The following is a 14639-nucleotide window of genomic DNA, read 5'->3' as shown; positions in this document are numbered from 1 at the left end:
GGGCGAGCTGTGTGACGGTGGAGGAACGGCTGTCCTTGGGCCGACGGACCAGGGCGCGGGTACCGCACCGTGGGCCGGGACGCGGGGTAGCGGGCCGCCGGGCCGGGGCGCGGCGACCCGTGGTGCCGGGCCGGGACGAGGTGACGGCGGTGGTCGGCCCTGTGGGGTGTGGGTCGGGGACTCCGGGAACCCGGTTGCCCGTCCACGTCCGGAACCCGCCGTGCGGGATCCGCTGCCCGGGGGACCGGCGACCCCGGGAACTCCGGCACCCGACGCCCGGAGACCGGCGGCCCCGACGTCTGGAGAATCCGGGCGCCTGGGGGCCCGGCACCCCGGGGCCGTTGTCGGCATCCGGGGGTTCGTGGCCGGGAGGCCGTGGCCCTCGGTGGTACGTGGCCGGGAGGCCGTGGCGCGGGAGTAGGTGTCCGCCCGACGGCGGTACCCCGGTCGCGTCCCCCGCCCGTTGCCGCCGTCCAGAGGGAGGGAGACCGTCGGGAGGGAGCGACCGGTCCAGGGGGAGGGAGACCGTCGAGAGGGAGTGACCCCGTGCGAGAGGAGGGAGCGACCCCGTGCGAGAGGACCACGAGACGCTCGACGCGTACCGGCGGGCGGCCGACTACGTCGCGCTCGTCCTGATCTACCTGCGGGACAACGTCCTGCTGCGGGAGCCGCTGCGCCGCGAGCATCTCAAGCCCCGGCTGCTGGGGCACTGGGGCACCTGCCCCGGCATCACGATGGTCTACGCGGCGCTCAACACGCTGGTCCGGGAGCGCGGTACGGACGTGCTGCTGGTGACCGGAACCGGCCACGGCGCGCCCGCCAACCACGCGAACCTGTGGCTGGAGGGCACCCACGAGGAGTACGACCCGGCGCTCTCCCGCGACGAACGCGGGCTGCGCGCGCTGGCCGAGCGGTTCTGTGCGCCGGAGGGGTTCCCCAGCCACCTGTCGCCCGCCCTGCCCGGCACCCTGCACGAGGGTGGCGAGCTGGGGTACGCGCTGTCCACCGCGTTCGGCGCGGCGCTGGACGCCCCGGATCGGCTGGTCGCCTGCCTCGTCGGGGACGGGGAGGCGGAGACCGGGCCGACCGCCACCGCCTGGCACTCGACCAAGTTCCTGGACCCGGCCACCGGCGGCGCCGTACTGCCGGTACTTCACCTGAACGGGTACAAGATCTCCTCGCCCACCGTCTTCGCCACCATGCCGGACGACCAGCTGCTCGACCTGTTCCGGGGCTACGGCTGGGCGCCGCGCCTCGTGGACGTGCGCTCCGGCCCGGTGGAGGAGCCGCTGGCCGACGCGGTGCGCGCGGCGCACACCGACATCCAGGACATCCAGCTCCGCGCCCGCTCCGGCGAGCCGGGCGAGCGTCCCGCCTGGCCCATGATCGTCCTGAGGGGGCTCAAGGGGCAGGGCGCGCCGTACGAGGTGCAGGGCAGGCGCATCGAGGGCACCTTCCACGCGCACCAGGTCCCGCTGGAGGGGGTGCATGACGATCCCGAGCAACTCGCCGCGCTGGAAGCCTGGTTGCTCTCCTACCGGCCCGGGGAGCTGTTCGACGCCGAGGGACGGCCGCAGGCCGCGGTCCGTGCCAACTGCCCGACGGGCCCTCTGCGTATCGGTGCCCAACCAGCCGCTGACGGGGGGAGGTTGAGGCGGCCGCTGGACCTTCCGCCGCTGGGCCCGTACGCCGTCGCGTTGCCCGAGGGGCCGGGAACGGCGACCGCCAGCCCCACCACCGTCCTCGCCGAGTGGCTGACCGACGTGTTGCGGCGCTCCGAGGAGGAGCGGAACTTCCGCATCGTCTGCCCCGACGAACTGGCCTCCAACAAGCTGGACCGCGTACTGGACGCGAGCCCGCGCGCCTGCTCCTGGCCGGTTGACGAGTACGCCGAGCAACTCGCCCCGGACGGGCGGGTGATGGAGATGCTGTCCGAACACAACTGCCAGGGCTGGCTTCAGGGGTACCTGCTGAGCGGGCGGCACGGCTTCTTCCCCACGTACGAGGCGTTCGCCTCGGTGGTGGACAGCATGCTCAACCAGTACGCGAAGTGGCTCAAGATGGCGCGCGAGGTGCCCTGGCGCGCCCCGGTGAGCAGTCTCAACTACCTTCTGACGAGCGAGGGTTGGCGGCAGGAGCACAACGGCTACAGCCACCAGGGCCCGGGCTTCATCAACAACCTGCTCACCAAGAAGAGCACCGTCACCGGCGTCTACCTCCCGCCGGACGCCAACACCCTGCTCGTCACCATGGAGCGGCTGTTCGCCGACACCGGCCGCGTCAACATCGTCGTCGCGGGGAAGCAACCCGCCGCCCAGTGGCTGGACATGGCGGCCGCCCGCGAACACTGCGCCGCCGGGGCGTCCGTTTGGCGATGGGCCTCCACCCACGGCGGGGACCACCCCGAGGCGATCCTCGCCTGCGCTGGCGGCATCCCAACCGTCGAGACGCTGGCCGCCGTTGACCTGCTCCGCCGTGACCTGCCCGACCTGAGTCTCCGCACCGTCAACATCGTCGACCTGTGTGTGCTGGCGACCCGCGAACGGCATCCGCACGGCATGTCGGACGACGCCTTCCGCGAGCTGTTCGGCGAGGACACCCCGGTCGTCCTCGACTTCCACGGCTACCCCTCCGCCGTGCACCAACTGCTGCACGACCGGCCCCGCCCCGACCGCTTCCACGTGCGCGGCTACCTGGAGGAAGGCACCACGACCACCCCGTACGACCTGCTGGCCAGCAACGGCACCTCCCGGCACGACCTGGCGATCAGCGTGCTGCGGCACCTGCCCGGACGCGCCTCCGTCACCGGCGACCTGGCCACCAAATACGCCCGCCACCGCGACCGCGTCCGCGACGAGCTGCGCCGCACCGGCGTCGATCCACCCGAGATCACCACCTGGACCTGGCCCGGCCTCTGACCGCTCCGGCCCGGGCCCGGGGCGCGGCACCGTCTGCCCAGGGTGGCCGCACGCCGTGGAACGAGCCCGCGCGGCTCGGCAGGGTGGCGCACCCACCGTGACCCCGCCCGAAACCCACCCCGCTATCCGCTCGTCGACCGGGACCACTGCGAGGTTGCGGGTGCGCTCGGAACCCGACGGGGCCCGTTACGGCCGCGTCGTCACCGTTCCCTTCGGCGGCGGCGTGACACTGCCCGATCCGGTGGGCACCGAGCCGGACACCGAACCACTCAAGGGCTGGTCAGCCAACCAGCCCCGTCGCCAGCCGCCACCGACCCCGCGCTCCGGTCCCGCCCCCGTGGCCCCCGGGTCTCGGGGACCCGGGGGCGGAAGCCGGGGGCTCAGGCGGTCTTCGGTTCCTCCAGGCGGGGGAAGAGCACCGCGCCCTTGGTGACGGTGGCTCCCGGGGGGAGCTGGCCCCAGCGGGCGGTGTCGGTGACGTCCTGCTCGGCCAGCGGGCCGAGGTGGGGTTCCGCGCCGAGGGAGGTCCACAGCTTCTCGCTGGACTCGGGCATCACCGGGTTGAGCAGGACCGCGCAGGCGCGGAGCGCCTCGGCCGCCGTGTAGAGGATGGTGGCGAGCCGGGCCCGGGCCTCGGGGCTGTCGTCCTTGGCGACCTTCCACGGGGCCTGTTCGGTGAGGTACCCGTTGACCTGCTTGATGAAGTCGAAGATGGCCTGGATACCGCCGGAGAAGTCCAGCTCCTCACCGATCCGCCGGTCGGCCTCGGCGAGCGCGTGCGTCAGCCCGTCCGCGATGGCCTGTTCGGCGGGACCGGCGGCGGTCGCCTCGGGCAGTTCCCCGCCGAAGTACTTGCCGACCATGGCCGCGACGCGGGACGCCAGGTTGCCGTAGTCGTTGGCGAGTTCGCTGGTGTAGCGGGCGGTGAAGTCCTCCCAGGAGAAGGAGCCGTCCTGGCCGAAGGCGATGGCCCGGAGGAAGTACCAGCGGTAGGCGTCCACGCCGAAGTGCTCGGTGAGCTGCTGGGGGGAGATGCCGGTGAGGTTCGACTTGGACATCTTCTCGCCGCCGACCATCAGCCAGCCGTTCGCCGCGATCTTGCCGGGCAGCGGCAGTCCGTTCGCCATCAGCATCGCGGGCCAGATCACCGCGTGGAAGCGGAGGATGTCCTTGCCGACGAGGTGCACGTCGGCCGGGAAGGTGGCGTCGAACTTGGCCTGGTCCGAGCCGTACCCCACGGCCGTGGCGTAGTTCAGCAGCGCGTCGATCCAGACGTAGATGACGTGCTTGTCGTCCCAGGGCACCTTGATGCCCCAGTCGAAGGTGGAGCGGGAGATCGACAGGTCCTCCAGGCCCTGCCGGACGAACTGGGTGACCTCGTTCCGCGCCGACTCGGGCTGGATGAACTCGGGGTGCGCCGCGTAGTGCTCCAGCAGCTTCGGGCCGTAGGCGGAGAGCTTGAAGAAGTAGTTCTCCTCCTGGAGCATCTCGACCGGCTTGCGGTGGATCGGGCACAGTTTCTCGCCCGCGAACTCCCCCTCACCGTCCAGGAGTTCACCGAAGGACTTGTACTCCTCGCAGCCCACGCAGTACGGGCCCTCGTACCCGCCCTGGTAGATCTCGCCCCGGTCGTAGAGGTCCTGGACGAACTCGCGCACCCGCTCGGTGTGCCGCTTCTCCGTGGTGCGGATGAAGTCGTCGTTGGCGATGTCGAGGTGTCGCCAGAGAGGCTTCCACGCCTCCTCGACCAGCTTGTCGCACCACTCCTGCGGCGAGACGCCGTTCGCCTCGGCGGTGCGCATGATCTTCTGACCGTGCTCGTCCGTGCCGGTGAGGTACCACACCTTCTCGCCCCGCTGGCGGTGCCAGCGGGAGAGCACGTCGCCCGCGACGGTCGTGTAGGCGTGGCCCAGGTGGGGAGCGTCGTTCACGTAGTAGATCGGGGTCGAGACGTAGTACGTGCCCGGGTCCCGCCGTTCGGTGTCGCGCTCGTTTCGCTGCTCTGCTCCAGTGGCCGCCATGCCGAAATCCTATCGACCGCGAGGGCCCGGCTTCCTCCCCATAACTCTCGGTGAGCACGCCCCGGAACTCCCCGGACCGGGTCGCCGCCGTGTTCCCTTCGGTGTTCTCTTCGGTCACCCGCCGTGCCACGCTGGACGGACCGGCCGGTGGCGGTGCGGCGTGGGCGGCTCCGCCGCCGGGAGACGCGTGGCGGCACGGTGGGACGGGGGGCGCTGTGGGATGGCTCGGAGTGCTGCGGGTCTGCGGCTGGACGCTGTTCGCGACGGTGTCGCTGCTGGTCGGCGGGGTGCTGGTGTTCACGGCGGGCTCGTTGGCCGGGCGAGGCGAACCTGTCGGGGCGGCGGCCTGCGGCGTACTGGCCCTGGTCCCGCTCGGGCCCGGGGTGACGGCGGTCGGGGAGGCCCTCCGGGTGCGCCGCGAGTCCCGTGACCCGCTGGCGGCGCTGCCTCCGGTGCGGTCGGGGCCGGGGTTCTGGTCGACGCTGGGCCGCATTCGCCTGGGGCTGCTGGTCCTGTCGTTCGGCCTCGCGCTCACCGCGCTGGCGGCGGACGCCCTGAGCGGGGACGTGGGCCCGGGCCCGGCACTGTTCGCGCTGTTGACCGGCCTGCTCGGCATCGGCGCGCTGGGCATCGGCCTGTCCCTGCTGGCGAATCGGGGCTACCGGCTGTGGGACCGCGACGACTCGCGCTACGGACGCGTGAGCACCTGGCGCGGCTCGAAGTGGCGCTGGTGAGGCAGGCGTTCGGGCCAGCCACGCTCCGGTGAGCCGCGCTGGGCCCAGACACGCTCCGGCCAGCGATCCGGTGAGCCGCGCCCCAGCTCCGTCGCGTCCCAGCCGGTCGCGCGCCCCAGCCCGTCGTGATCAGGCCGACGGCTCGTCGCGCTCCGGACGGTGCGCTCCGGACGACCGCGCTCCGGACGGTCGCGATCCGGTCGGCCGTGCCCGGTCGGCGAAGTGCCCGGAGTGGCTGGAGGGCGAGGCCCGTGTGGGGCCGGGGCGGGATTCACCGGGGGTTCATCCGGGCGTCGCCCCGTGGCGGAAAGTCGCCCCTAGCGTCACGGACGCACAAGCTCACCATTCCGGAGGGGACCATGCGCAAGCTGCTTCCGTTGCTCGGCCACCCGGGCGGGAGGTCGGCGATGACCTGCCGCTACCGCTGTGGGGACGCCTGCTCCCACGAGGCGCCCAACACCAGCGACAACGCCTACCTGGGCGATGTGGTCGCGCGGGCGATGTCCCGTCGGACGATGTTGCGCGCGGGCGCCGTCATCGGGGTGGCCGCCGGGGCGAGCGCGGTGGGCGGCCCGCTGGGCGGCGGCACCGCCCACGCCGCGCCCCCGCCGTCGAAGCCGGGCGGCGGTCCGGCCGGGAAGGCCGCCCGGGGGCTGCGGTTCGCGCCGGTCGCGCCGAACACCGCCGACGCGGTGACCGTCCCGGCGGGCTACGAGCAGAACGTGGTGATCCGCTGGGGCGAGCCGATCCTGCGGGGCGCGCCGCGCTTCGACCCCGAGCGTCAGTCGGCGCGGGCGCAGGCCGGGCAGTTCGGCTACAACAACGACTTCCTCGCCCTGCTGCCGCTGCGTGGTGAGCGCGGCAGGCAGCTGCTGGTCGCCAACCACGAGTACACCAACGAGGAGTTGATGTTCGCGGGGTACGACCCGGAGAGCCCGACCCGGGAACAGGTGGAGATCGCCTGGGCGGCGCACGGTCTGTCCGTGGTGGTGGTCGAGGAGGACCGGCGTTCGGGGGCGCTGCGCCCGGTGCCCCGCCACCGGCTGAACCGCAGGGTCACGGCCACCACCCCCTTCGAGGTGACGGGCCCGGCCGCCGGGAGCGAACTGCTGCGCACCGAGGCCGACCCGGAGGGCCGTACGGTGCTGGGGACGCTCAACGACTGTGCGGGCGGCACCACTCCGTGGGGCACCACGCTGCACGGTGAGGAGAACGTCGACCAGTACTTCGCCCACACCGAGCGGGTCACGGACGCGGAGCACCGTAGGCGGCTGGAGCGGTACGCGCTCAGGGGCGGTGCCACGCAACGGCAGTGGGAGCGCTTCGACGACCGGTTCGACGTGACGAAGGAGCCGTACGAGCCGCACCGCTTCGGTTGGGTCGTCGAACTCGACCCGTACGACCCGGAGTCGAGGCCGCGCAAGCGGACCGCGCTCGGCCGGTTCAAGCACGAGGGCGCCGAGCCACGGCTCACGCCGGACGGCCGTCCGGTGGTGTACATGGGCGACGACGAACGCTTCGAGTACCTCTACAAGTTCGTCTCCTCGAAGCGGATGATGCGCGGGGACAGCCGTGCCGCGCGTGAGCACAACCTCACGCTGCTGGACGAAGGCACCCTGTACGTCGCGGTGTTGAGCGGTGACAGCCCGGAGGAGGAGATCGACGGCGGTGGAGAGCTGCCGGAGGACGGGGAGTTCGGCGGCCGCGGCACCTGGGTGCCGCTGGCGACCGGCGACACCTCGCACGTCCCCGGGATGTCCGCCGAGGAGGTCTACGTCTTCGCGCGACTCGCGGCCGACCGGGTCGGCGCCACCAAGATGGACCGTCCCGAGGACGTGGAGCCCAGCCCGCGCACCGGACGGGTCTACGTGGCCCTCACCAACAACAGTGACCGGGGCGCCTCCGGCAAGGCCGGACCGGACGAGGCGAACCCCCGCACGGGCAACAAGCACGGCCAGATCGTGGAGTTCACCGAGCGCGGGGGCAACCCGGCCGCGGATCGGTTCACCTGGCGGCTGTTCCTGGTCTGCGGTGACCCGGAACAGCCGGACAGCTACTTCGGTGGCTTCCCGAAGGACCAGGTGAGCCCCATCTCCTGCCCGGACAACGTCACCTTCGACGCGCACGGCAACCTGTGGATCTCCACCGACGGAAACGCCCTCGGTAGCCACGACGGGCTGTTCGGCGTCGCGGTGTCCGGTCAACGGCGCGGCGAGGTACGGCAGTTCCTCACAGTGCCGACGGGCGCGGAGACCTGCGGGCCGGTCGTCCGGGACCGGCGGGTGCTGGTGGCCGTGCAGCACCCGGGCGAGGTGGACGGCGCCAGCGTGGAGCGTCCCGCCTCCCAGTGGCCGGACGGCGGGGGTTCCCACGTCCGCCCGTCGGTGGTCAACGTGTGGCGCGCTGACGGCCGCGACATCGGCGTCTGAGCGAGCCAGCGCTGGCTCCGGCGTCGGGGAGCCGCCGACGGCCCGGTTCGGGGGGCCGGGCCGTCGGCGCGTACCGTACCGCCGGTGTGCCCGCGATCGGTCACGTAGCGGTGCCCGCACCGCCGTACGGGGCGCCTCCGCTCGGACTCCGGCGCGTGGCGGGGGAGATGGGCTGGAGGCCTCGGCCGTGCCGTCCCATCTACCGTCCGTCGCGGTGGAGTTGGCGCGATCTGATGGCTGTCGTGACGGCGGTGCAGGTCAGTGCGTCCGACCTCTGGAGCACCGGGGGTAACCGTGGCATGCTCTCGCCAATGCAATGCGCGTAGATGCATTCGGACCCCAGGAGGACGGACATGTGTGAGCAGTGCGGGCCGGTCGACGGCTCGGTGGAGGAGCCCCGGGACCTCAGACGCGGAGGTCCGTCACGCAGGAAGCTGCTGATCGGGGCGGGTGCCGGACTCGGCGCCGCGCTGGCGAGCATGCCGTTCCTGGCCTCCTCGGCCTCGGCCGCGTCGCTGAAGGACGGCCGGTGGTGCAACCCCGCCCGTGGGTACTTCCCCGACGGTGGGCACTACGGCGCGCCCCGGGGCGCGGGCCCGCACGCGGGCCAGGACGTCACCAACTCGATCGGCACCGCGGTCTACGCGGCCGCCGCGGGCACCGTCATCCGCCGCGGCACCTCGGTGGTGCCCGGCCGCTCCGGCAACGGCATCGTCATCTCGCACGGCGGCGGGCGCTACACCTACTACGGCCACCTGAACAAGTTCCGGGTGGCGCTGAACGCCAAGGTCGGCGCCGGGCAGCGGATCGCGGACATGGGTGCCACCGGCAACGTGACCGGACCCCACCTGCACTTCGAGGTCCACACCGGTTCGATCGGCTCCACCACCAACCCCGTCCCGTATCTCACGGCGCGCGGCGTGAAGTTGGGCGGTGGCTGGTCCTCGATCGATCCCGGCGCCGTGGGCGCGACCGTCAAGTCCATCCAGTACCTGATGACGCAGCGCGGCACCAAGCTGGAGCCGGACGGCGACTACGGCAGCGTCTCGGTCAACGCCGTGAAGAAGTTCCAGTCCTCCAAGGGGCTCGTGGCGGACGGCCAGGTCGGTCCGAAGACCTGGGCGGTGCTGGTCTACACGCTGAAGAAGGGCGGTTCGGGCTCGCACGTCCGCGCCCTCCAGACCGTGCTGAACAAGCACAGCGCCGGGCTCGCGCTCGACGGTGACTTCGGGTCCGTCACCGACGACGCGGTCCGCGCCTACCAGGGCGCCAACCGTCTCGTCGTCGACGGCGAGGCAGGCCCCAAGACCTGGCAGGCACTGGTCGGTTGAGGCCCAGGGCGCACCGGGCGGTCCCCACCCACCCGGTGCGCACGTCCTTGGGTTTTAACGGTCTTCGCAACACCCGCGATCTGCGGGAGTTGTGAGGACCGTGGGCGTCGAGCGTGATGATCTTGCCGGGTTAAGAAGCTTTTCCTTGCACGGCTGGATGTCGAGGGGAGCGTGACCTTCGTGGCGCGTGAGCTGGGGTAAACCCGAACACGGCCTTCAGCTGGGCCCGGACCGGCGGACTGAGTTCGCGTCGGCGGCATCCCAGGCGAAACGGGTACGAGCGGCTTCGGGCCGCTGGTGTCGCACGCCAGGTGGCGGCGCGGCAGATCGGTGTGAACGAGTGCACGGCCAAGGACTGGGACTGGGGCGTCGAGAATAGCCGCACCACGCGCACCTATGCGGACGGGCGCCGTGCCGACTACGCGGCGGGGACCGTCACGATGTGCGGTGTGACCACGCCATAGCTGGGCCTGAGGGCCCTGGAGAAACAGCTTCACCCGCTGTTTCTGACGCTCGCCGCGCGTGAACGGATCCGCGATCTCCGTGCGGCGGGGCAGTCGCTGCGGGCGATCGGACAGGTTCTGGTACGGCCGGCGAGCACCGTCAAGCGGGAGATCGACGCGAACTCCGGCAGCGAGAGCTAGCCCTACGCAGCCCACCGGGCGGCGGCAGCCCGCAGGCCCCGGACCCAAGGAGCGCAAGCTGCTGCGCGAGGGACGGCTGAGCCGCTTCGTCCAGGACGGATTACGCAGGCGGTGGTCGCCGGACCGGATCTGCCACGCTCTACGCAAGGAATGCCCCGATGGCGAGAGCATGCGGGTGAGCGTGGAGACGGTCTACCAGGCGCTGTATTTCCAGGCCCGCGGCGGCCTGAAACGGGAAGTCCAAGCAGCCATCAGCTCCGGTTGCACCCGCCGCAAACCGCGCCGGGACCCCAGCGGCGCACTACCCGGGTCATCGACCTGATGGTGATGATCGACTACTGACAGTGAGGATGTAGGTGAGCGTTCCCCGGCGGGCCTGACCCAGCGACTGACTGACTCAGGGCCCTCAACCGGATCTGTCGGCCCTGTCCGGGGGACGTTTGTCCGCATCCGTCGGGCCGGGGGCGTGACTTCATAAGAGCCTGGCCAGAGGCCCCATCACAGTCTTGTCCGCCCTCACAGCCGACGGGTGCCATCCCGCTCGGTCGAATGGACAGGACGGCATACCCCACGATGGCACAGCTTGAGGTCGAGGTCACCGGCGGCGTCGACACCCACAAGGACACCGCCCGGACCGCAAAACCCGCCGCTGGCAGGGCACGTCCGACCCCTCGACGCCGAGACTGCGGCACGGGCCGCACTCGCTGAACGCCGCACCGGCACCCCGAAGTTCCGTGAAGGCCAGGTCGAGGCCCTACGCGCTCTGCGAGTCGCCCGCCGCAGCGCCATCCAGCAACGGGCCGATGTCACCCGGCAGATCAAGACTCTGATCATCACCGCGCCGGAAGCGTCCGGACCATGCTGCGACACCTCAAGGACAAGGACCTCCTCGCCGTCTGCGCGGGCTTCCGCCCCGGCCTCGACCAGGCCAGTGACCCAGTCGCCGCGACGAAGATCGCCCTGCGTTCCCTCGCCCGCCGTCACCGCGACCTGGGCCAGGAGATCGACGAACTGGACGAGCTGATAGCTCCGCTCGCTCGCGAGATCTACCACGTCCTGACCACCACCAACACCACAGCAACGGCCCCACGTCACCTCACAACCACTGCTTGACATCCATAAGAGCATCCGCCGCGTCGAGGACCGGGCCGTACTGGGCCACTGAGAAGGCGACCTGGTTTACCTGCCGAGTGGAGCCCACGATGCCGAGACCGTCCGCGACGGCCCCGTCGCCACGGTCCAGACCCTGCCCGCCCACCTGCGTGGTTCCCTCACCTGGGACCAGGGCAGCGAGATGGCACGTCACCTCACCAGCAGTTCAGCATGGCCACCGACATGTCCGTCTACTTCTGCGACCCGCCTCGCCCTGACAACGCGGTTCGATCGAGAACACCAACGGACTCCTACGGCAGTACTTCCACAAAGGCACCGACCTGAGCCCCCACAGTCCCGAAGACCTCGAACACGTCGCTCAGGAACTCAACGGCCGCCCACGCAAGACGCTCGACTGGGATGCCCCAGCCGAGCGTCTACGTAATCACTCACCACTGCGCTGCTACATCGGTCTGCCACGACGCCCACTCGGCTCCACAGCCAGGGCCGTCGAGCCGCCTCAACTGTCGGTGACCGCCGAAGTCTTGAGCCCGCCCAAGAAGGATGCCCACCCGGCGCCCACATCCAGGATCTGCTGCGAGCAGCGAAGACGGCCGAGAGTGTATAAGAGCCCCTGGCACTCCGATATTGACAGACTTGCAACTCCCAGATGCCGATGATCGCAACACGGTGAGCATTCACCACCACGCAACTGCGATCGAAGACCACGAGCTTGGCACTCTGACTTCTTACCGTGTCAGAGCTCGTTGGCTACCGTCTCTCGTCACGGAATTAACGCACTCACCGATCCGAGGCATGGCCAACCGTCCGCAATGAGCCAAAGGGGTGCTCATCTGGGCGGGACACGCCTTCAAATGATGCGCCGTCTAGTTGGCTCAGGCAGTGAGGTTTGACACCATAGAGACGTGGCCACCAGTGCCGATTTCAGGGGTACTCGGGTGTCCGTTCTTCGTGGCAGTTTTAGTGAATGAAATGGGTTACGCGGGGCGACTTCGACCCTATTCTGTTTGCCGCGGCGGAATCACCTTTTCCGGGGTGATTAGGAAGTCGACGAGATTTCTGCTAGTGAGTGGAGATTCAGGCATCTGCTGGGGGTTTCTATATTTATTGCCAGGTTAGAGTCAAGGAAGGTGAACTTACTGGAAGAGTTCAAGGGGTCCGTTCTCCAGTCCTGCAATTTTAACTACTCCATCGCTATCTGAGTACTTAAGGGTGCCCATTCCCTTTCCCAGTACCCATGCGTTCCAAGCTTTTGCGATCAAGTTGTACGAAGCCTTTCTCCCTCCGCTGGATGCGAGAAAGGTGAAGTCTCGAACGAACCTATTTCGAAGCAAGAGGCGTGGGTCCTTCGGTTCCATATTTGCCCCTGAAGTGAGCCCATTCTTCCATTCTTCGATCCTGTGTGCGTATGCGCTGCGCTCCGCTTGTGCCAGGACAACGAGGTGTGTTGGCTGGTTGATCCTAGTCGCCCTGTATACGGTGGAAGCGGTAGGTGCATGCTGCCCGAGCTCTGGCCAAGCAGCCACCGCACGCAGAATATCGGGCGTCGTGGCCTGGGTGTCATAGAACCCTTCGTGGAGTTTGACGGGTTCCCACATTCCATACATCACCCCCAGCATGCGGGCGGCTGCGGTGACGATGATTCTGTGCGGGATTTTCACGAGTTGAGAAGCTTGCCTCCGGTGCCCCGCATCCAAGACATCAAAAGTTGCGGGGTCGCAATTCGGAATCACTAGCATTGTTACGGTCACGCCGGAGGTGGCGATAGCGTTCAATCGATGTTGACCATCGAGGAGTTTCCCCTTGGAGTCGAAGGCGATGGCCTGATGAGTGGTCTTCCATTCCCCTTTGCGCATTGTTTTTGCGTAGCGTTCACACACTACTTCAGAAAGGACACGATTCGATTCGGGGTTGCAGTGTTCGAGCCACGCCTTCGCCATGTCAGGTGTGATGGGGACATACATCGGATTGACGGGGATCTGGGGGATTCTGGACATCCAAACTACGCCTCACGCTTGACTTTGTCGGGGTCATTGAGACCTCGGAAGTGAAGTATGGCCATAGAGGTGATAGTGGCGCCAGCGGTGCAATGAATTGATGTAAAATCTACTACACTGATAGATGTGGTACTACTGTGGATCGTTTCTGATCGTAATCTTTCCGTCTTGTGGTCCAGGTGCCGGTTGAATCTCTGTCACATGAGCCGCGCGTATCCCTGTAGGGGCGTGACTCTGTCACGTGCTGCGCCAGCTGCGATCACCGATGGACGTAGCCTGCCGCCTCCTGTAGTGCCGAGGTCTGTCCCATTTCAGTCTGATGCAGGTGGGGCTGGAGGCGAGGGCGGTCGATAGCCATGCGAGGGAGCTCATACTGTGGCCGCAGCGGCCGTGGCCGCTAGAGTGGAGGCGGCTCCCGCCAAGCCTGTTGCAGGTCAGCGCCGTGATAGGCCGTCCGTCCCAACACTCCGGTATGCACACCACAGGCTTCCTCGCGCTGTAATGGGGCCTTCTTCACGCAGCGTCATGGAGCAGTCAGCTTCGCCTTTGACGGCGATCAGAGCCCCGGGCTGCGGCGGCCTTGCACGTCTATCTACACCGTCTTGGCTCACCCGGTCACCACTGCGTCGCTCCAAATGAATGCTTGTTGGGGTCCGTACTCCCCGTCCCCGACCGGCCTCGGGGGAGGGCGGTTCACCAGCCGCGTTCGCCGTCGAGGAGTTCGCGGAGGAGGTCCGCCTGTCCGGCGTGCCTGCTGGTGTCGATGGTGACGTGCGTCATCGCCCAGCGCAGGGTGTAGTCGTCCGTCGTCTGGGCGCCGAGATCGTCGAGCGCGAGGGAGGCGATGACCGTGTCGCTGGCGGCGCAGGCCGCGCGGTAGCGGGTGAGCAGGCTGTCGGCGTCGGCGTCCTCGGGGACGCGCCAGTCGCCGTCCGGGTCACCGGGGCCGAACGGCATGGGGTGGGCCTGGCCGCCGAGGACGTTGCCGAACCAGTGGTGTTCCACGGTGACGAGGTGGGTCAGGATCCCGCCCACGCTGATCTCGGACGGCGACGGTGTGGCGATCAGCTGCGCCGGGGTCAGGCCGGTCGCCTTCGCCTCCACCGTGGCCCTGGCGAAGCGCAGCCAGGCCCGGAGCATCTCCTTCTCGCCGAGGCGGTGGCCCGGGATGCGGCGCCCCTCGGTGTGGGGCGCGACCGGAACGTGGTGGGCCATCAGCGGACCGTCCTTCCGTGGGGCCTGTCCGTCGTGCCGCAGCGACCGTCGGGTGTCCTTCCGCCGCGCCTCTCCGGGGTGAGGGGGTGGCGGTCACGCCGGGCCGGTGGGTACTCCGGTGACGGGAACGTCAGCGGCGTGGACTGGCGCGGAGCCCTGGGCGGGGACTGGCGTGGGGGCCTGGGCGGGGTGGGGCTCGGCAGCGCGCTGCCGGTCTCAACCGGCCTGTGGTGCCAG

At 69.4% G+C, this 14639-nt stretch carries 9 protein-coding genes and 1 pseudogene; 7 read left to right on the top strand and 3 right to left on the bottom strand.

What is annotated here, in order from left to right; all coding sequences use genetic code 11:
* The first annotated feature begins 569 nt into the window (after positions 1–569).
* Entirely contained in the window at positions 570–2918 is a 2349-nt protein-coding gene (locus E0L36_RS17750) for a phosphoketolase family protein (protein WP_180930128.1), read from the top strand.
* Between the two features lie 380 nt (positions 2919–3298).
* On the opposite strand, the gene metG is transcribed toward E0L36_RS17750, so the two are convergent.
* On the bottom strand, positions 3299–4939 hold the full coding sequence (metG, locus tag E0L36_RS17745) for a methionine--tRNA ligase (RefSeq protein ID WP_180930127.1): 1641 nt from the start codon (positions 4937–4939) through the stop codon (positions 3299–3301).
* Positions 4940–5154: 215 nt separating this feature from the next.
* Between metG and E0L36_RS17740 the strand changes: the two genes are divergently transcribed.
* From E0L36_RS17740 to E0L36_RS17715, 6 genes and pseudogenes are all read left to right on the top strand, one after another.
* Positions 5155–5673 (top strand): hypothetical protein, encoded by a 519-nt coding sequence (locus tag E0L36_RS17740; RefSeq protein ID WP_180930126.1) that lies wholly within the window; start codon positions 5155–5157, stop codon positions 5671–5673.
* 359 nt (positions 5674–6032) lie between these two features.
* Entirely contained in the window at positions 6033–8102 is a 2070-nt protein-coding gene (locus tag E0L36_RS17735; protein WP_180930125.1) for a PhoX family phosphatase, read from the top strand.
* Positions 8103–8455: 353 nt separating this feature from the next.
* Positions 8456–9433, top strand: coding sequence for a peptidoglycan-binding protein (locus E0L36_RS17730; RefSeq protein ID WP_180930124.1), 978 nt, complete (start codon positions 8456–8458; stop codon positions 9431–9433).
* A gap of 464 nt (positions 9434–9897) precedes the next feature.
* Entirely contained in the window at positions 9898–10077 is a 180-nt protein-coding gene (locus E0L36_RS28525; RefSeq protein ID WP_180930774.1) for a helix-turn-helix domain-containing protein, read from the top strand.
* Positions 10078–10935: 858 nt separating this feature from the next.
* Positions 10936–11190: a hypothetical protein gene (locus E0L36_RS17720; RefSeq protein ID WP_180930123.1), complete on the top strand. Its 255-nt coding sequence runs from the start codon at positions 10936–10938 to the stop codon at positions 11188–11190.
* A pseudogene (locus tag E0L36_RS17715) lies at positions 11159–11609 on the top strand (IS30 family transposase); the annotation flags it as partial. The gene E0L36_RS17720 and the pseudogene E0L36_RS17715, both read left to right, overlap by 32 nt.
* A 717-nt stretch (positions 11610–12326) precedes the next feature.
* Here E0L36_RS17715 and E0L36_RS17710 read toward each other — a convergent pair.
* Both E0L36_RS17710 and E0L36_RS17705 read right to left on the bottom strand, forming a co-directional pair.
* Positions 12327–13187: a hypothetical protein gene (locus E0L36_RS17710; protein ID WP_180930122.1), complete on the bottom strand. Its 861-nt coding sequence runs from the start codon at positions 13185–13187 to the stop codon at positions 12327–12329.
* Between the two features lie 693 nt (positions 13188–13880).
* Entirely contained in the window at positions 13881–14402 is a 522-nt protein-coding gene (locus E0L36_RS17705; RefSeq protein WP_180930121.1) for a DinB family protein, read from the bottom strand.
* Positions 14403–14639: the final 237 nt, after the last annotated feature.

Source organism: Streptomyces sp. AJS327 (genome assembly GCF_013450295.1).
Taxonomy (GTDB): Bacteria; Actinomycetota; Actinomycetes; order Streptomycetales; family Streptomycetaceae; genus Streptomyces.
Note: the sequence above shows the minus strand (reverse complement) of the source record. Positions and strands in the feature narration are given on the sequence as shown.